Genomic DNA, 17458 nt, shown 5'->3' with positions numbered 1-17458 from the left:
TTGGTGAGAGATGAAACGAGGACCGAAGATACTGGCTTTTGCCGGCAGCCTAAGAGCTGATTCTTTCAATAAAAAAATATTGAAAATTGCCGTCAAAGGAGCGAAAGAAGCTGGAGCGGAAGTGAACCTAATCGACCTGTCTGAATATTCTCTACCCCTTTTAAACCAAGATGAAGAAGCCAAATTCGGTATTCCACCCATGGCCATGAGGCTGAAAAAAATGTTCAGGGAGGCTGATGGCTTTCTAATCGCTTCTCCGGAATATAACAGCTCCATCTCGGGCGTGCTGAAGAATACTCTCGACTGGGTTTCAAGACCCCATCCGGATGAAAAGGCCTACCTGGAGTGCTTCATCGGTAAAACGGCGGCGATCATCAGCGCTTCGCCCGGAGGTCTGGGAGGCTTGAGGGGACTTGTTCATCTGCGGGCAATCTTAGGGAACATCAACGTATTGGTCATACCCGATCAGGTCTCAGTTCCTGGGCCGGATCTGAACTTTGATGAAAAGGGCGATCTCAAAGATTCAAAAAAGCAGGAGTCGCTTCTCAACGTGGGCAAAAGTCTGACAGAAGTTCTTAAGAAGCTTAAGGGGTATCCGGCTTAGGCCCTTGATCGATAATGCGCCGAAAGAGCCTCGCAATGGCTCTTTCGGCAGCTACTTAACTTGCTCAATCCGCTTGATGCCGTTTTTATCGGCTATTAACCGGAATTTTTTGATTTCCGAGACAAGCTCTCCCTTCTCATTGTAAGCTGAATTTTTCACAATGATATTGATGTGATAGACTTTTGGCAGGTGCAGGAATTGAAACTCCCGCGTGATGTCATCGATTGTAAAATACCCTTGGAAGGGGTTGTCTGCCTTGAGCAGGAATCGTTGAATGTTGAACCTAAAAATTGCGTTTAAGCTATTGCGTCGAGCGTCTTTTTTTCCACCTTCAAGCATCTGGATAGTTTTTTTAAAGTGCATGATGCTTTCCGAGCGTTTCAGATCCTCTAAGATGACATGGAACTCTTTGTTGCGCGCCCGTCTGATATCTTCAGACAGATTTTTTTCTTTGATAAAGGTGAATGATTCAGAGAGAACTCCTAGGTAAACCTTTTCATCAGGTGATTTAATCTCTGTCTTGAAATCGGGGAACCACTTCACCGCCTTTCTGTAGGAGACATTCCTTAAGGATTCTTTTATTCGGTCCTTGAGGACATATAAAACCACGGTGGCTAAAATGAAGGGTTCAGAGTTGATGATAAAAACCCGGCCCTGCCAGATGAAGAGAACAAAGAAAAAAAACATGGCCACAAAGGCCGCTAAGCTGCCGATGAGATGCTGAAGACCGGTATCGGGCGATGAGCGGATCACGTTTAGAAGGAGAGCGTCTGCAACATATTTATTGATGAGTCCGTGTCTGTAAAAGATGTATTCGCTCTTTTCCAGGTCGTGTTGAACCTCTTCAGGTTCCGGAATGATGCCTTTCCTTCTTTGTTTTTCTTTGATGAGGAGATTCTCCGTCAGCAGTTCCGAATCGGGGAATTTGTCGCTGTTGATTTCCCGAATTCTTTTTAATAATCCGGTGAAATAGTAGGAGACAGTGTGGGACATGAACTCTTCGACATAGAAAAGATGCTGGCAGATGGAGGCGATCGTGCACTTGGTCTGTATCAGAAGTGTCAACTCATCAAATTGCAGGCGAAATAAAGTGAGATCCTCTTCCAACGCCTTCAAATCAGCCGCAAATGAAGAGATTGCCTCACTGACCGTTTGGTGCTCTGTCTGGGTCAGGGTTTTAAATAGAGAATGGATGCGCATTCTTAGAGTGCTGCGGAATACATTGGCCAGGAGCTTGAGCTCATCTTCCAGCTTAGGAACGGCCTCCTCTAAATCGTTTGATTGCATTAGCAGAAACAAACGTTGGAGGGGCGAGCGTTTGTTGTGTCGGTCACAAAGTTCCTGGAATGTAAAAATGGGAGTTTTATAGCGAATATAGGTACTTTGATCCCTATAAAAATCCTGCTTTTGATACGTTGTGTCGTTGATTTGCAGGGAATTCGGGATGAAAATGAAAAATTCTTGAATATACCTGTTCTTTTTGGGGTCTTCGGAGGGAATAAATTCCGACTTCAACTCGAATTGCCATTGATCGCGAAGGTGGAGATCGCCACTCTCTAACTCTCTGATCAGGCGGTCCATTGCCATTTTTGTCTGCCGGTGTTTTCGTTTATTTCAATTAAAACCGATGCCAGTCCAATTTTGGCCAGGTTCTGCTGTCGGTATCTAAGAGTTGGTATAATTTGAAAGAGCCATTTTGGCAAATTCAATTTCAGCTTTACAAGAAGGAGCGGCGTTGACCGAGCATATCTATCCTAAAAGATGGCCGGAAAGTAAAAGTCGCATGATTTTCTTTCACTTAGCTCTGGCTTTTAGCTATTAAAAAGTTGTTTTGCACATTGCTAAATATTGGCGCCTCTCCCTATATTACACGTAAACAACAAAGTAGCACTGGCTGCGGCTGGTTTTTTAAGTTGCCTATGAATGGCAACCGATATGATCCGGCTTGTACCAGGAGAAAAGAACTGGAAGCGAGGCTTTTTCTTCTTTGCGGAAGCGGTGTTTTGCATATGACAACTGCAAAAGAGAGTTATGTCAGGGAAAGGTGTCTGTTTTGACAGGTTCTAAACATCCCCCAATACCGCGATAAAGCCCGATCCTCAGTCCTTTTTAGTCTATGGTGGAAAGCTCTAACCTTAAGGTGAACCGATGAAATCTACAATTATCAGTCTCGATAAAGAGAGAGAGGCCCTCAATGCCGAAAAGTCAGTTTGGAAGAAGGTACTCACGATCGCTGCGGGAAGCATTTTTCTAGCCGGTATGGCGCAGATCGCAATCCCTTTGCCCTTCAATCCTGTTCCTGTATCCATGCAGACTTTCGGAGTCATGTTGCTCGCCTTGACGCTGGGCAAAAAAGAAGCACTGTGTGCCGTTTTGGCTTACTTAATGCAAGCCACCCTAGGTTTGCCTGTACTCGCCGGAGGAGCTGTACAACCTCTATGGGCAATCTCTCCGACAGCCGGCTATTTAATCGGTTTCGTTGCGGCTGTCTTTGTCTCTTCATCCCTGCTCGAGATGAAGCAAAACAGAAGTTTTCTCTGGACGATGACTGCTCTTTTTGCAGGTGAAGCCGTGATTTATATTTTGGGCGCGACAGTTCTGTCCTTTTTCGTCGGTTTCGAAAATGCCATCTTGCTCGGGGTTGTTCCCTTTGTGGTTGGAAGCGTTCTTAAGCTGATCGCTGCAGCTTCACTCGAAAAACCGATTGATTTCGTAAAACGCTTTTTCATCTAATCGATTCCCCCCTTTTTTAAACCCACCCCTCTCGGGTGGGTTTTAAAGCCTGTAAACGACCAAATCCGTTGACATTCCCTTAGTACCGGTTCTTAGTGTTTTAGCTAAGCGCCAAATCTACCAGCTTTGCTGCACCCATCTATAGACCTCGACTCGACATCAACATTGTTTGGTGACTGTACCACTCTACATTTTTTTAACGTGCCGACTCTGTTCACAAATTGTTTGCGGGAAGAAGGGCGGGTGGAGATGGCAATGCTCACGCAATAGTTAGGAATGAGTCAATCCAACAGCCGGGCAGACTAAGATGCGGTCAAAGCATAGTATTTTCATGAAAATGGGGGGAGGGCTTGGCCTAGACATGAAGAGCGTTTCGTGCTATTCCGATCAGAAGTCCTCCAACTGCTTGTGTGACGGGTGTCCAGGGACTTTGCAGCACAACAGTGGCCACACCAAAAAAAGTGGCCGCTCTAATCACTTCTCTGTAGACGGAGAAAAGCGAAGTCAGGCCATAGAAGCTGGCCTCTCCAACGAAGCGCAGGGCTTTTAGCAGCCCCCGCAGAATGATCTCCATATTGCCTGGAGCCGGTGGGGGAAGAGTGATTTCCGGGTCGCCTTCCTTGGAGAGAAACCCTTTGATCGCCGTGATATCTTCAATCAAGCTGCTAAGCTCTGTCTGAGGCACTTCCAGTGAAATGAGCTGATACCCAAACTCTTGTTTTTCATAAGCCGATAAGGTGAGATCCTCCGCATTCGCAGGCTGTTCGATGAGTATCCAGTTGTTGATAAGAGCTTCGCTCTCCAAGAGACGCAGCTCCTTGAGCAGGAGTTCAAGATCGACTCCTTCTTCTTTTTTAGCCTTTCGGAGCACCTCTGCAACGCGAGGCGATGATGAGGTAATAAACGAGAGCAGCCTTTCATTGAGTTTGGCGACAACTTCGTTAAGTGATCTCTCGACAAGCTTCTTTAGGGCCTGCTCACTATGAAGCAATCTTTCATTTTCTCGTTTACTGCTGTGGACTTCTCTTTCTAGCTGTTCGATATATGCTTTCAGCCTGGCTGCAAAAAAATAACTGGGATCGTCACGCCCTTGAAATTGGTTGAAGAAGGGGCCGCAAGCGGATGGATCACCCGAATAGTCTTCAATAACGCTATGGCTTCTCCATCCCTGGAAATGAGCCTCGCTGGGAGCTTGCTGGATCACGGATACAATGCAGCTTAGTTTATCCTGTGGTGATAGTGCTGTCCGTTTCTCTTGTGTATCGGATTGGGACTGGCCGTACTCAATCAGCAAACGGGGTGTTTCAACTGACATATGCTTAACCTTCTAAATAAGCTTAAGATTATAAAGAAACATACATGCCAAAGTGTCTCAAGAGTGTCGGATTAGCGGTAAACCTATAGTGAAAGCATGCAGCCAGGTTCTAAGAGGCTGTCCACAAACTCGAATTATACGATTTCAGTTTATGGAAAGTTTCTAAGGGCTTTCCTCTTCCTTAAACTGCAGGGAGAGGGAATTCATGCAGTAACGTTTACCGGTTGGCGCGGGACCGTCGTCAAAGACGTGTCCGAGATGAGATTCGCACCGGGCGCAGCGTACCTCGGTTCTTCTGGCAAATAATTTGTAATCATCCTTCAGTGCGACGTGTTCTTGATTGATCGGCTTGAAAAAGCTTGGCCACCCTGTGCCTGAATCGAACTTCGCCTCTGACGTAAAGAGGGGTAAACCACAACCGGCACAATAATAAGTGCCTTCTTTCTTTTCATCCCACAAATCACCGCTGAAAGCCTGTTCTGTTCCAGCCTGTCGTAGAACGTGGTATCGATTTTCTGGAAGCCTGTTCCTCCACTCCTCATCGGAAAGGGAGATTTTCTCTTTGAAAAGAGGTTTGCTGTCATCCATCTTTAGCTTTTTGTCCCTAAGGTAGTTATTACTGAAAATATACCATGTGAGAAGGAGTGTGATACTGATCAGGACTAAGATGAGTCCCTGCTGAAAAGTCATAGCGCCGCCTGTCTGTCATGTACGAAATTTCCTTTTGCCATGCGCATTAAAACTTTGCAAGTCTCAAGATTTCATCATCAGAGGTCTTTGTCCCTCGTAAATTCACAGCAAAAGGATTGAGGCGTCGGTTCAAAAGCCTACCAAATCTCCAAAATCTCGAATTTTGAGACGCTTGCGGTGTACCAGACCCTGATAGCTCGCATGCATTAGCAAATCATCCGATTTCAAATCTAGCACAAGTCCAAATCCGTTAGCACAATGCCGGAGGGAGTCTCCCACCTTTCTATTTGCTTGCAATTATCAGAGGCGTTAGGCTTAAGTGAGCGTGTGCGTTAAAGCTTTGAGTTCACAACTTGCTGCAAGCAGGCTTCTAAGGCTGACAGAGACCTACATGGATAGGGCGCCTCTTCTGTCCGAAGGATATTGTCGAATGGTAAAAGCTTCAGATTGAGTAATGTAATGGAGTTGTCTCAAACACGAAGTTTGATGCACATCCGGTTACGATAGGCTCTAAACCCGCTCTAAAAAAGAAACATCCTTGGAGGCAAATGGGTATTATAATCGCGCTGCTGTTGAATAGTTTAGCAGTATTCGTTACGGCTTACATCCTTCCGGGCATTCATTTAAAAGACTACTGGACCGCTCTTGTTGTTGCTGTGGTTTTAGGAGTCATCAACACCTTTATCAGACCGATCATTCTCATTCTGACACTTCCGATCAATATTTTGACTCTGGGCTTATTTACGTTTGTAATCCTTGGAGGCCTCGTGCTGCTTGTCAGTTCGATTGTACCCGGATTTGTAGTGGATGGCTTTTGGTGGGCTCTTGCGTTTGCTCTTGTGCTGTCATTAATCAACAGCTTTATTCATTCGATCACCTACAGATTCTAAAGTGGGATGCTTATACCGAAAGTATCTCAAAACTTGGGATGTGGGCTTTGAGAAAACTCTCGCGATTGAATGATCGTAAGCCACCTCATATTTCTCATATTAGGTGACTTTCAATCTTGGGGATCTTTCTCGTTGCCAAGCCCAAATCTTGAGCCAGTTTTCGGTAAATCTATCTTTTTTCTTCGGCAGGTCCGAGCATCGCCTCAGGGCGCACCCACTGTTCAAATTCTTTCTCTGTAAGATAGCCTGTTTTCAGCGCGGCCTCTTTAAGCGATAATCCATCATGATGGGCGGTGTGGGCGATTTGAGCGGCTTTGTCGTATCCGATCTTGGGCGACAAAGCAGTGACAAGCATGAGAGACCTTTCAAGATAACCTTCCATCGTCTTGATGTTTGCCTTTAAACCCTCGATCAGATGTTTCTCGAAGCTCCGAATGGCATCCGACAAAAGATAGAGTGCCTCCAGGTAGTTGTGGATAATGAGGGGTTTGTAGACGTTTAGCTCAAAATTGCCTTGCGAGGCTGCCATGCTGATGGAGAGCTCGTTTCCGTAAACTTGACAAGCTGCCATTGTCAGCGCTTCACATTGCGTGGGATTCACTTTCCCAGGCATGATGGAAGATCCCGGTTCATTTTCGGGAAGAAGTAGCTCGTTAAGGCCGGCTCTTGGCCCGGAACCCATCCAGCGGATATCGTTGGCGATTTTCATAAGGGCGGATGCCAAGGTTTTAAGGGCAGCTCCCGCTACGATGAAAGGATCGTGCGAGCTTAAGGCTGCAAATTTGTTTTCGGCTGATCTAAAGGGCTCTTTTGTTTCTTTTGCGATCTCCTCGGTCGCAATCGATGCAAAACGGGGATGGGCATTGATTCCCGTCCCGACAGCTGTCCCTCCAAGCGCCAACGGGTAGAGTCCTGTCAGAGAGTTGACGATGGCTTCCTCGGCAAATTTAAGCTGGGCGATATACCCTGAAAATTCCTGCCCCAAAGTGATCGGCACCGCATCCATTAAATGCGTCCGGCCAATTTTGATGATATGTGCAAATTCTCTTTCCTTCTTTTGTAAAGACTTTTGAAGAGATTCAAGAGCGGGTAACAAGCTTTTTTTAACTGCCATTACAGCAGCGATATGCATTGCTGTCGGAAAAGTGTCATTCGATGATTGGGACATGTTCACATGATCGTTGGGATGGATGGGATTTTTGCTTCCGCGTACTCCTCCGGCCTCTTCGATTGCCCTGTTGGCGATCACTTCGTTGACATTCATGTTGGTTTGGGTGCCGCTACCTGTTTGAAAGACACTTAAGGGAAAATGGTTCATCAATTTTTCTTCGATGATCTCATTGGCTGCCCGCACAATCAAACGAGCCTTTTCTTCATCGAGAAGTTTCAGTTCCAAGTTGGCTTTAGCGGCCGCTTTTTTTAAAATGCCGAACGCTATGATGAGGTCTTTCGGCATTGACTTGGATCCGATCTTAAAATGTTCGAGCGACCTTTGCGTTTGCGCTCCCCAGTATGCGCTTTCGGCTACTTCGACCTCGCCCATGGAGTCTTTTTCTTTACGGGTCTTGGTTTCACAGGTTTCTTTCATGGGGGGCTCCTTTCAAAATATATTTTGCGGTCAAAGGGTGAGTTCACTCACTTTATGCGTTAACATAAAATTTGAAACAAATCCAGAGAGATATTCCTTTCTTGGTTTCCGTGCTTTAGATATGATTTTCTGTCTCTGTTTTATGGAGTTTTTCGCTCTGCATTTTCGTGTCTTGGCCGGGCAGGACTTGCTACGGCCCTTTGACCTGCTTCTTTAACCGCTAACTTTAGGATCAACCTATTATGTCCACTGCACAAATTAGCACCGCGGATCGTCTTTTCGTTCCTTTTCAGGCTTCTTCCTTTCGTCAGGAAACGATCGATAAGTCCGATTGGGAGAACTTCTTTAGGGCGTTAAGAAGTTTGGACGAAAGCAGCGAGTCGATAGACCTTTCGAATCTAAAAGAGTTGCTGCAAAATCTGCTGCAACAGGAGCCGGATAGAGAATGCAAAGAGCTGTTAAAAGAAGAGCTTGCCAAGCTAAAACCAGGCTCGCTGGATCTGTTTTTGATGGCCGCTTGGCTGGTGAGTGCAGAAAGGGGAGGGGAGGGCGCGCCCAAATGGGTTTCTGACTGCCTCGATTTAGAAGCGGTAAAAGCTATCATACAGGATAAATATGAGGGCTTGCAAGATGTTGCAGATTATCTTGCTGACTGCAAACTTAAGTTGGTCGAAAGTGAAGTGGAATTTAAAGATCAGTCGTGGGAGATCACGAAAATCTGGAAGGCCTTTGTCAGCTTTTTGACCAACATCATCGATATCTTCCTCATCGCCTTTACTCTTTTCGATGTCGGTAAAGATCCTCAGTCGGCATGGGAAGCTCAGGCGATGCTCGATATCTACTACAAATTTTTCATGATACCGGCGGTGATTTCGGTTCTGATCAAATTATTCCTTCCCGCAGCGGGCCTTGAAGTTTATGCCATCACAGCCGGTGTGGTCGCTGTTTTAATGGTGCTGATGACGATATATATCCGTTTTCTAAGGCCGTGTCCCGATACTTTGCCGCATTGCGAATCGAACTTGACACTGGATGCTCTACAGGGGCGTATAGGTCAAGTCATCGGGCGAGAGGCGGAAATCGATGAAATGATCCACATGCTCGATAACAAGGAGTGTAAGCAGAAGAATCATGTCTTGCTGGTTGGAAAATCGGGGGTGGGTAAAACAGAGATTGTTAAAGGGGTTGCCCGAAGGATCGCGCGCGGTGATGTGCCCGATTCGCTCAAAGGCAGGAAAGTGTTTTTGGTCAACACGGCAAGCTTGGTATCGGGAGGATTTTTCGGTTACGCCGATCAGATGAAGGTTCTTCTCAACCGGATCAGAAGGCTCGACCAAGTGATCCTGTTTTTTGACGAGGTGCATGTCGCACTGAAAAACAAAAGCTCCCTGTCTGATTTTTTAAAGCCGTTGCTTGATAGACCTGATCTGATGTGCGTTGCAGCGACTACGGACCATGAGTTCAAAGAGCATATTGCTGGGGGAGGAGCTGAAGCCGAGGCGGATAAACCAAAGGGAGACCCTGCCTTTTTACGAAGGTTTAATTTGATGGAGATCAAATCGATCGAACGTGAAGCCCTTTTACAGATCCTTCTCAAAAGACAGCAAGCCTCTTCCTCCCATGTTTTTGCCGAAACAGAGGTGCTCGAGTACCTGCTGACAAAAATAGAAGAGGATGAAGATTTTAAGAAGAAGGGGCAACCGGCTTTCGCTTTGTCGGTTCTCGACCTCTGTATATCTTCAGTGGCAAAGGTGTTTGAGGAGAGTTGGAAAACTAAAAAACTCAGCGATCTGCATGCGGAGGTAGAGGCGGTAAGGCTTCATGCCACTGAAAGTATCCAATCCGTCAAGCCGAAGCGGAAGGGACAGGGGCGTGAAATTCGGGATGCGAGCAGGGAAGAGAGCGAGAATCGTCGGATTGGGGAGATGTTGAAAAACTATAAAAAGGTAGCTGCGACCCGCCGCGCTCTGTTTAGTTCTCTTCATGAAACGATATCGGCGGTAGAGCAGGGGCCTTCCTCCCATAAAGAGAGGGAGGGTCTGGGTCTCTTTCTGGATATGGAATATCATCTTCCTACCTTGGAGAAGGTGATGGACGACATGGATGGGGCAATTGGCAACTTGAGCGAAAGTGAGGGGGAGAGAGTCTTCGTTAAGGTCACACAAGCAGTGGTCGATCAGACGCTTGCCAAAATGAAAATTGGGATGCAGATCGATCAGTGATCGAAAAGTTTTTTACAATAAAGATGGGAGGCTAAAGCGGTTGATGGCCTCCGGGTTTACATTCCAATTTTGACTCCTCATAAATGTAAGGTTATGGCATCCTCTTGACTTTGCAGACTGCCCGTAGGCTGAAATCAGACGAAATCTGTTTGCGGATGGTCTCTCGTAGTGAAATGAACTCAATAAGTGGTTTTTCGCCTGCGTGAAAGTTGCTGTGATAGAGAGAGAGCAAAGGTCATAGTATCAATTAGCACCGAAAGCGTCTCGATAATTGGCGTGCGAGCTTTGAGAAAGGCCCCTAGATTGAAAGAATGCAAGTCGTCTCAAGCTTTTACTATTAGGAGACTTACAGTCCTTCCATTTTGGGGAGCTTTCTCGTTGCCAAAGACCAAATTTTGAAGCACGTTCGGTGTGATACATTGACCGTTATCCTCTTTCAATTAGGGCCTTCTGAAATAAGGCAATTTCCTCTCGCGCGTTCATTTTACCACAAAAAGTGAAAATTTTTTCTTTTTTAAGCTGTATTGCTTATACCGAAATGAACTCAATCTCAAATCGTGGAAAATCTTTAAAGACAGTGATCAATTTCAAAAAAACAAAACGAATAAAGAGGAGAATATGAATTTATCCTTTGCTCTTGTGATAGGGAGCGGACTCTTAGCTATCGGCTATGGGATTTACATGATCCGCTCTATCCTGTCTCTTAGCGCAGGCACAGCGGAGATGCAGAAAATTGCGTCCGCAATCCAGGAAGGAGCCAGCGCTTATTTGAACCGGCAATACCAGGTTATTACGATAGTTGGTATCGCTATATTTGCCCTTTTGACATGGGTGCTCGGCTGGTCTGTAAGTATCGGCTTTTTAATTGGAGCGGTTCTTTCCGGAGTAGCGGGCTATGTGGGAATGTATATTTCCGTCAGGGCAAACGTCAGGACGACCGAAGCTGCCAAGGGCGGCTTGGAGCCGGCTCTTGATGTAGCCTTCAAGTCAGGTGCAATCACAGGAATGTTGGTTGTCGGTCTTGGCCTGATTGGCTTAACAGTCTATTACCTCTATCTGAAAATGTCGGGTTACGCCGACCGCGCGCTTCTCGAGCCTCTCGTGGCACTTGGATTTGGCGCATCTTTGATCTCGATTTTTGCAAGACTGGGCGGCGGGATTTTCACTAAGGGCGCTGACGTTGGAGCGGACCTTGTGGGTAAGATCGAAGCCGGCATCCCGGAAGATGACCCAAGAAACGCAGCGGTAATCGCCGATAACGTAGGCGACAACGTTGGAGACTGCGCAGGTATGGCGGCAGACCTCTTTGAAACCTATGTTGTGACCATCGTTGGTACGATGCTGTTGGCAGGCGTGCTGTTCGTAGGAGATCTCGCCCCCCTGATGGATACGATGATGTTCTATCCTTTGGCAATTGGCGGCATTTGTACATTAGCCTCTATATTTGGTACTTACTTTGTCAAGTTGGGAAGAACAAGAGACATCATGGCTGCTTTGTACCAAGGTTCGTTCGCGACAGCCGTCTTTTCTGCTTTCGGAATTGGATTTGTTACCAATGCCATGATTGGATTCAACACCACTTTTGTTATTGAAGGGACAACATTCACCGGTTTGAATATTTTCTACTGTGCCTTGACAGGTCTTGTGGTAACCGGTCTGATCATGAAAATTACGGAGTACTACACCTTAGGCAAGTATAGACCCGTCAAGAGTATTGCCGATGCCTCCACAACAGGCCACGGTACTAATATTATCCAAGGTATCGCGGTTTCGATGGAAGCGACAGCTCTTCCTGTGCTTGTCGTTTGCGGAGCGATCTTGGTGTCGTATGCCAACGGCCACCTCTATGGCGTTGCCGTGGCGGCGACCACAATGCTTGCACTGGCAGGGATGATCGTAGCGCTCGACGCTTACGGTCCTGTGACCGATAACGCAGGCGGCATTGCTGAAATGGCGCACCTGCCGAAAGAGGTACGGGAAACAACCGACCTGCTCGATGCAGTGGGCAACACAACAAAAGCGGTGACAAAAGGTTATGCGATCGCCTCGGCGGGACTTGCTGCCTTGGTCCTTTTCTCTGCGTTTTTAGAGGACCTCCAGCACTATTTCCCCAAGGTTGTGACGCAGTTTGAGCTGCAGAACCCCTATGTAGTGGTAGGTCTCTTCATCGGTGGCTTACTGCCTTACCTGTTCGGAGCGTTAAGCATGATGGCTGTCGGCAGAGCTGCTGGTTCTGTGGTGGTTGAAGTAAGACGTCAGTTCAGAGAGATTAAAGGGCTGATGGAAGGGACTGCAAAGCCCGACTATGGCAGAGCGGTTGACCTATTGACTAAGTCGGCGATCAAAGAGATGATCGCTCCTTCACTTCTCCCTGTTCTTGCCCCTGTAGTGGTCTTTTTTGTGATCGATTATGTGGCGGGAAGATCCGAGGCGTTTGCTACCTTGGGTTCAATGCTTCTTGGAATCGTCGTAACAGGTCTGTTTGTAGGACTGTCGATGACTTCCGGCGGTGGTGCCTGGGATAACGCTAAAAAGCGTATTGAAGAGGGATACCATGGAGGCAAAGGGTCTGAGGCGCATAAGGCCGCCGTTACCGGAGATACGGTGGGCGATCCTTATAAGGATACGGCCGGCCCTGCGATCAATCCTATGATCAAGATCGCCAACATCGTTGCGCTTCTGTTGCTAGCGATGCTTGCGCGCGGCGCTTAAAGCTTTTACTTCAGTCAAAAGTACAAGCCTGTGACAGCCCCCGATTGGGGGCTGTTTTTTTTTGTTCTTAAATATACCGAAAACTACTCAAAATTTTGTGTTGGCTTTGAGGGTGGCGAAAACTAAATGCTAAGACACATCTCAGATGTGTCATCGCAAAGCTCAATGAATTTCAAAAAGTTTTAATCATCTTTTATAATATACTTAATAGCAATTGTTTTGATATAAAGTACGTTACATTAAATCGCTTTGTGGCTTATACTGTTCCCTGAATTAAGGGGTAAACTGGAAATTTAGGATATAAGCGTCAAATGGTGAGCTCCCCGTGAGACGCTCAAAGGCCTTTCCTCCGATTCCAATTCGAGTATTGACAGTCTGGGCAAGAGTGTGAATACTAGACCCTAAGAACCAAAGAATCAATTAGTAAACTATATACTTATTACTTTAATATCAGGTAGCCGGGTATGTCGTCTCCAGAAAAAACCTCTTTTCTTTCGTCGGAAGGAAAGTCTCCTTTGCATCAATCGCTAGAGATAAGACCTCTTCCAGGGTACAACTCGTCCGGGGAGGGTACTTCCAGCTCCTTAGGGACGCCGCCCATTAGCATCACGCGAACAGGCGGTGTTTACTCACAGCCAGGCAACAGCACGCACAGTACCTCGCCCCTAAGTCAATTTACAAATCGAATAGGTTGCTATGTCCCACGCGTTGGTGATGAAAGTGTTTCGCTGGTAGGAAGAATCTCTGCCGAATCGAGCGACGACGATGCCGAAGATCCTGTCACGATTTGTTATGTGATATCCCGGGGAGGCTCTAGTGGAAGTCCTAAGGAAGGAATGCACGGCAAAGCAAGGGATGATCAGGCAATAGACACTAGAGTTTTGTCCCAAATTAGCCACATCGCTCAGGCCAGCAGGGAACTTGGTGTCGGTCAGTTTCTGACGGAAATAATGGTGGACGAGCACTATCTGACTCAGTTTCTAAGCGTGTTCCCCAAGGGCGGAGATACACACTGCCATCTTACCGGTTCACTTGATGCCAACACCTATTTGCGCTACGCGGTATCGCTGGATCTGGTATGCGATCCCGAGACATTCATTTTCAGAAAGAGAGATAAATGGGACGCATCGTCGAGCGGTGTCTTGACCGCGGCCGAGATTATGTCCAATTTCTCCTTGCAGACTAAATATTATCAAAAAGCGACGACTCGTGGACAGACAGTAGAAACCGGTTTGACCCACCATCATTTTTTTGAAACATTTCCAGTATTTGAGAGCATAGAAAAATATCTGAAGCTGACACAGCTGCTGGCACCGCTTCTTAAAGATGCCTATGAACAGAAAACATTTTACCTTGAGACGAGCAAGGGCTTTGAGTTTGACCTCGATCTTCTGAAAGAACCGCCCCAAAGCCAGGGCCGATGGGACGAGGATACGATTCTGGGCCGTTTTGAGTTGTCGTCGCCCGCTCAAACCGAAGGACTCGACTTGTTATGCGCGCAATCCTCTGAAAAAATTCCGGTCGAAACGCTTTGCCGCAAGACACTTTACTTGAACAGCTTTCCTACCGCAGAGCGTTTTGATAACAAATTACTGCCGATCAAGGATGATGAACAGGATGTTGAGTTAAAGCTGATTTTAGACGATAAGCTGCAAATTCTTCTTACGTACATTGATATTGTGGCAAGACAGTATGTTCTCTACCTGGATGAAGCGGATGCCATCCCGAGGGAGTTGCACAAGTATGGCTTCAAAGATTCGCTGTTTTCCCTTAACAATCCCACTGTTGTTAAATTGAATGTGGATGTGAACCGCGAATTGCCTTTGCCCAGTTTCTTTGCGGATCTGGCCGTCGCATTCAGACTGGTTCAGATAGAGCGTGAAAGACCAAATCCCCGGATTGTCGGCATTGTAATCTCGGGCCGGGAGCATCATGAGAATGCGCTGACTAACAGAGATGCGCAGCTGAAAATGATCCGTTACTTTCAGCACCGAATGCCTGATGTCCGCTTAAGCTTGCATGCGGGAGAACTGACAGAGGCACTGGTGCCGAAGCAGGCGATGAGAGGGGCGATCAGGAAGGCGATCAAACTGGGAAATCCGAGTCGTATCGGACATGCCGTTTGCATATCCCAGGACAAAAACATGTTCGAGCTTCTTGCTCTTTTGAAGAGTAAAAAGATCTGTGTCGAAACTTGTTTTTCCAGCAATGAAAAGACGCTAAAGGTCGTCAATGGAAGCCACCCATTCAAAAAGTTTTTGAATGAAGGGATTCCCGTTACAATCAATACCGATGATGCGGGGGTTAATGGCAGCTCTCTTGGCAACGAATATAAAATTGCCGCAACCCGCTATAAGCTGTCGTATGACCAATTGAAAAGGCTGGCGCGCAACCAGATCAAATATAGTTTTCTTCCCGGAGAGGAGATCTTTGATGAGGACTACAATCTCAAAGAGGATTTCCTGTTTCTTAAAGAGTGCCAGAAAGGAACTATGGGCTGTGATGACATCAAGCTAAGTCAACGCGTGCAATCTATTCTTGCCAATTCACCCAAGGCTGCGCAGCAGTATAAGCTGGAGCTGGCCTTAATTAGGTTTGAAGAGTGGGTGATGGGAGAGATGATTCAGAATGTTATCCGTCTGGAAGAGCAATAAAATTGGGTGGTTGCCCTTAGGCAACCATTTCAAAAGCTTTTCTTTTGGGTTGCTGATTAAATCAGCCCCTCAAGATGGATATTGATGGAAGAATATAACCCATCGAGGCTATATCCCCCTTCAAGAACAGAAATTATCCTTCCTTCGGCGTAGCGCTTCGCTAAGAGGCAAGCTCTCGTAGTCATCCAGCCAAAGTCTTCCGTTTTGAGTTTTAGTCCCCCCAGGGGATCCAATTCATGGGCATCAAAGCCGGCGGATATCAAAACAAACTGAGGCTGATATTTTTCCATTGCCTCTTCCAAGTCTTGAAACGCGGACTGAATCTTAGCAAACGCCCCATTTCCGGCCGCGACCGGCCTGTTCATTGTCGTTCCGGCGCCCTCTCCCTCTCCCTGTTCGCTGGCTAGCCCTGTGCCGGGATAGATTCCCTCTTGATGGGTGCTGAAGTAAAAGACCCTGGGATCTCTGTAAAAGATATCTTGTGTGCCGTTTCCGTGATGAACATCCCAGTCAATAACGAGCAGGCGTTGCAGGTGGTGGCGGTAGAGCAGGTGCGCTGCGGCGACCGCGACGTTGTTGATTAGACAAAATCCCATACCGGCATCGGAAGTGGCGTGGTGGCCAGGAGGGCGGGCGTTGACAAACACCTTGCGGCAGTAACCCCCCATGATATGGTCGGCGGCGGCCAGCATAGAGCCGGCGGCAGCCTTTGCGGCAAGAAAGCTGAAGGGGCTTATCCAGACGTCTCCGGTGGAAAGGAGATTGATCTCTCCCTCGCGCAAACGCTCTATTTCGTGGGTCAGTGTTGTGATGTACTGTGGGCTGTGGCAAAGCAGCAGGTCTTCCATTGCTGCCAGTCGGGGAGTTGGAAGATCGGAGATGTTGAGCAGGCCCTTTTCCCTGAGCGCTCTTTCGACGGTAAGAAAGCGCTGCTTACTTTCGGGGTGATAGAGGGGGGTCTCATGCTTTAGGCATCGTGAGTCGCTGATTACTTTGAAGTCCAAGGAGATCCTCGGGGTGGGTGTTTGATTTTGACGGGGGTGAAAAGAGTTGTAGCAGGGGAGTGTTTAGATGCCCGGGGATGCCCCCGGGCAACGGTGCGAGAAAGTGTTTAGCCGCCGACTCGGGAGACGAGCTGAGCTCTATTAACTACACTCTTCGGTCCAAGCCAAATGCTCCAGACAGCCCTTGCAAACTCAGGACTTTGCACTTCGCCTTTTTTTACCCCATTGATCTCAACTTCAATGATGCCTCCGGGGATCCAGCGCAGAACGTGCTTATCGTTAACACTGGCATTTTCATTGAAGAAGCCCAAAAACTGTTCCTCTTGGGATTGCAGTGCCTGCTGCTGAGCCTGGGAGAACACTTTCTTGAATGTGTCCTGATAACCGTCTTTGATTGTCTTGGAATCGACATCGCGGACCCAGATCTGAGTCAACTGCTTGGCTAAATTGTCATTGAGCGCCTGGTTGAAGACGTTGTTCTTGTTTAAGTCGGCGCCCTCTTGGATGTAGCTGGCAACGCTGTAGACTTTCACAAAAAACTTGGTTCTCGTGGAGACGCCTGTGGCGTTCAGGTTCCACTCTTTTCCACCATGAGAGAAAGAGACATTCACAGGGAAGGTTTTTCCCGTAGACTTGTCTGCTATCGTTTCTTCCGATGAAAGCACTCCAGCCGCGAATAGGGCTGCGCCCAAGATAAATTGCTTCAATATGTTCTGCATAAAGCTCCTCGTTAGATTACTTGTGTCAACCTCACTTTATGGAGTGGCGGATTTGGTTGCAAGAATTGGCTTAAAGATAAGGAAACCGCTGTTTTGAGCAGAAGGGCTCTGCCTTTTCAGTGCCGCTAAAACAGGAAATAAGGCGCAGAATAGACAGAAAATGAGAGAGATAGAAAAAAAAGAGGGTGTGCGTAAGAAAGTCGCTTGCGTGAAAATGTAGGCATCATGTAGATTAGTACTTCGATTTGAGCGTAAAACGAACAAAACGTTAAGCTCAAAACACCGAAGTCTCTGAGCTTCGGAATGTTAATTGACAGCGATAAGATA

Annotated in this window: 12 protein-coding genes; 6 read left to right on the top strand and 6 right to left on the bottom strand. The window is 47.1% G+C overall.

The features are described 5' to 3' along the window. The first annotated feature begins 10 nt into the window (after window positions 1-10). The gene (locus ELAC_RS05115) at window positions 11-604 is read left to right on the top strand and encodes an NADPH-dependent FMN reductase (protein WP_098038214.1); all 594 of its coding nucleotides are present in this window, start codon (window positions 11-13) and stop codon (window positions 602-604) included. Between the two features lie 51 nt (window positions 605-655). On the opposite strand, the gene ELAC_RS05110 is transcribed toward ELAC_RS05115, so the two are convergent. Beyond that, on the bottom strand, window positions 656-2191 hold the full coding sequence (locus ELAC_RS05110) for a hypothetical protein (protein ID WP_143406446.1): 1536 nt from the start codon (window positions 2189-2191) through the stop codon (window positions 656-658). A gap of 561 nt (window positions 2192-2752) precedes the next feature. On the opposite strand from ELAC_RS05110, the gene ELAC_RS05105 reads away from it, so the two are divergent. Continuing rightward, on the top strand, window positions 2753-3337 hold the full coding sequence (locus ELAC_RS05105) for a biotin transporter BioY (protein WP_098038212.1): 585 nt from the start codon (window positions 2753-2755) through the stop codon (window positions 3335-3337). 355 nt (window positions 3338-3692) lie between these two features. Here the strand turns inward: ELAC_RS05105 and ELAC_RS05100 are convergent, their stop codons facing one another. Next, a complete protein-coding gene (locus ELAC_RS05100) occupies window positions 3693-4652 on the bottom strand; it encodes a hypothetical protein (protein ID WP_098038211.1) in 960 nt (319 codons plus the stop codon). Window positions 4653-4814: 162 nt separating this feature from the next. After that, window positions 4815-5342: a peptide-methionine (R)-S-oxide reductase MsrB gene (gene msrB / locus ELAC_RS05095; RefSeq protein WP_239414385.1), complete on the bottom strand. Its 528-nt coding sequence runs from the start codon at window positions 5340-5342 to the stop codon at window positions 4815-4817. Between the two features lie 548 nt (window positions 5343-5890). On the opposite strand from msrB, the gene ELAC_RS05090 reads away from it, so the two are divergent. After that, window positions 5891-6232 carry a phage holin family protein gene (locus ELAC_RS05090; RefSeq protein WP_098038210.1) on the top strand — a complete coding sequence of 114 codons (342 nt, stop codon included), beginning with the start codon at window positions 5891-5893 and terminating at the stop codon, window positions 6230-6232. 169 nt (window positions 6233-6401) lie between these two features. On the opposite strand, the gene fumC is transcribed toward ELAC_RS05090, so the two are convergent. Next, window positions 6402-7820, bottom strand: coding sequence for a class II fumarate hydratase (gene fumC, locus ELAC_RS05085; RefSeq protein ID WP_098038209.1), 1419 nt, complete (start codon window positions 7818-7820; stop codon window positions 6402-6404). Window positions 7821-8062: 242 nt separating this feature from the next. Between fumC and ELAC_RS05075 the strand changes: the two genes are divergently transcribed. The 3 genes from ELAC_RS05075 (at window position 8063) to ELAC_RS05065 (ending at window position 15408) form a co-directional block, all read left to right on the top strand. Continuing rightward, window positions 8063-10042 (top strand): AAA family ATPase, encoded by a 1980-nt coding sequence (locus ELAC_RS05075; RefSeq protein ID WP_098038207.1) that lies wholly within the window; start codon window positions 8063-8065, stop codon window positions 10040-10042. A gap of 618 nt (window positions 10043-10660) precedes the next feature. After that, a complete protein-coding gene (locus tag ELAC_RS05070) occupies window positions 10661-12754 on the top strand; it encodes a sodium-translocating pyrophosphatase (RefSeq protein WP_098038206.1) in 2094 nt (697 codons plus the stop codon). 464 nt (window positions 12755-13218) lie between these two features. Then, window positions 13219-15408 (top strand): amidohydrolase family protein, encoded by a 2190-nt coding sequence (locus ELAC_RS05065; protein ID WP_098038205.1) that lies wholly within the window; start codon window positions 13219-13221, stop codon window positions 15406-15408. 56 nt (window positions 15409-15464) lie between these two features. Here ELAC_RS05065 and ELAC_RS05060 read toward each other — a convergent pair whose 3' ends face one another. Further along, complete coding sequence (locus ELAC_RS05060) at window positions 15465-16412, bottom strand: histone deacetylase family protein (RefSeq protein WP_158227813.1); 948 nt, start codon at window positions 16410-16412, stop codon at window positions 15465-15467. 107 nt (window positions 16413-16519) lie between these two features. Further along, window positions 16520-17131 (bottom strand): chalcone isomerase family protein, encoded by a 612-nt coding sequence (locus tag ELAC_RS05055; protein WP_098038203.1) that lies wholly within the window; start codon window positions 17129-17131, stop codon window positions 16520-16522. Between the last annotated feature and the right edge of the window lie 327 nt (window positions 17132-17458).

The sequence above is a fragment of the Estrella lausannensis genome (assembly GCF_900000175.1).
Classification (GTDB): domain Bacteria; phylum Chlamydiota; class Chlamydiia; order Chlamydiales; family Criblamydiaceae; genus Estrella; species Estrella lausannensis.
The sequence above is the reverse complement of the archived record's forward strand: the minus strand, read 5'-3'. Positions and strand labels throughout refer to the sequence as shown.

Bases quoted from the DNA above. Each gene is read 5' to 3' on its own strand.
- ELAC_RS05115 (WP_098038214.1), top strand. From the start codon at position 11: ATGAAACGAGGACCGAAGATACTGGCTTTTGCCGGCAGCCTAAGAGCT.
- ELAC_RS05110 (WP_143406446.1), bottom strand. From the start codon at position 2,191: ATGGCAATGGACCGCCTGATCAGAGAGTTAGAGAGTGGCGATCTCCAC.
- ELAC_RS05105 (WP_098038212.1), top strand. From the start codon at position 2,753: ATGAAATCTACAATTATCAGTCTCGATAAAGAGAGAGAGGCCCTCAAT.
- ELAC_RS05100 (WP_098038211.1), bottom strand. From the start codon at position 4,652: ATGTCAGTTGAAACACCCCGTTTGCTGATTGAGTACGGCCAGTCCCAA.
- msrB (WP_239414385.1), bottom strand. From the start codon at position 5,342: ATGACTTTTCAGCAGGGACTCATCTTAGTCCTGATCAGTATCACACTC.
- ELAC_RS05090 (WP_098038210.1), top strand. From the start codon at position 5,891: ATGGGTATTATAATCGCGCTGCTGTTGAATAGTTTAGCAGTATTCGTT.
- fumC (WP_098038209.1), bottom strand. From the start codon at position 7,820: ATGAAAGAAACCTGTGAAACCAAGACCCGTAAAGAAAAAGACTCCATG.
- ELAC_RS05075 (WP_098038207.1), top strand. From the start codon at position 8,063: ATGTCCACTGCACAAATTAGCACCGCGGATCGTCTTTTCGTTCCTTTT.
- ELAC_RS05070 (WP_098038206.1), top strand. From the start codon at position 10,661: ATGAATTTATCCTTTGCTCTTGTGATAGGGAGCGGACTCTTAGCTATC.
- ELAC_RS05065 (WP_098038205.1), top strand. From the start codon at position 13,219: ATGTCGTCTCCAGAAAAAACCTCTTTTCTTTCGTCGGAAGGAAAGTCT.
- ELAC_RS05055 (WP_098038203.1), bottom strand. From the start codon at position 17,131: ATGCAGAACATATTGAAGCAATTTATCTTGGGCGCAGCCCTATTCGCG.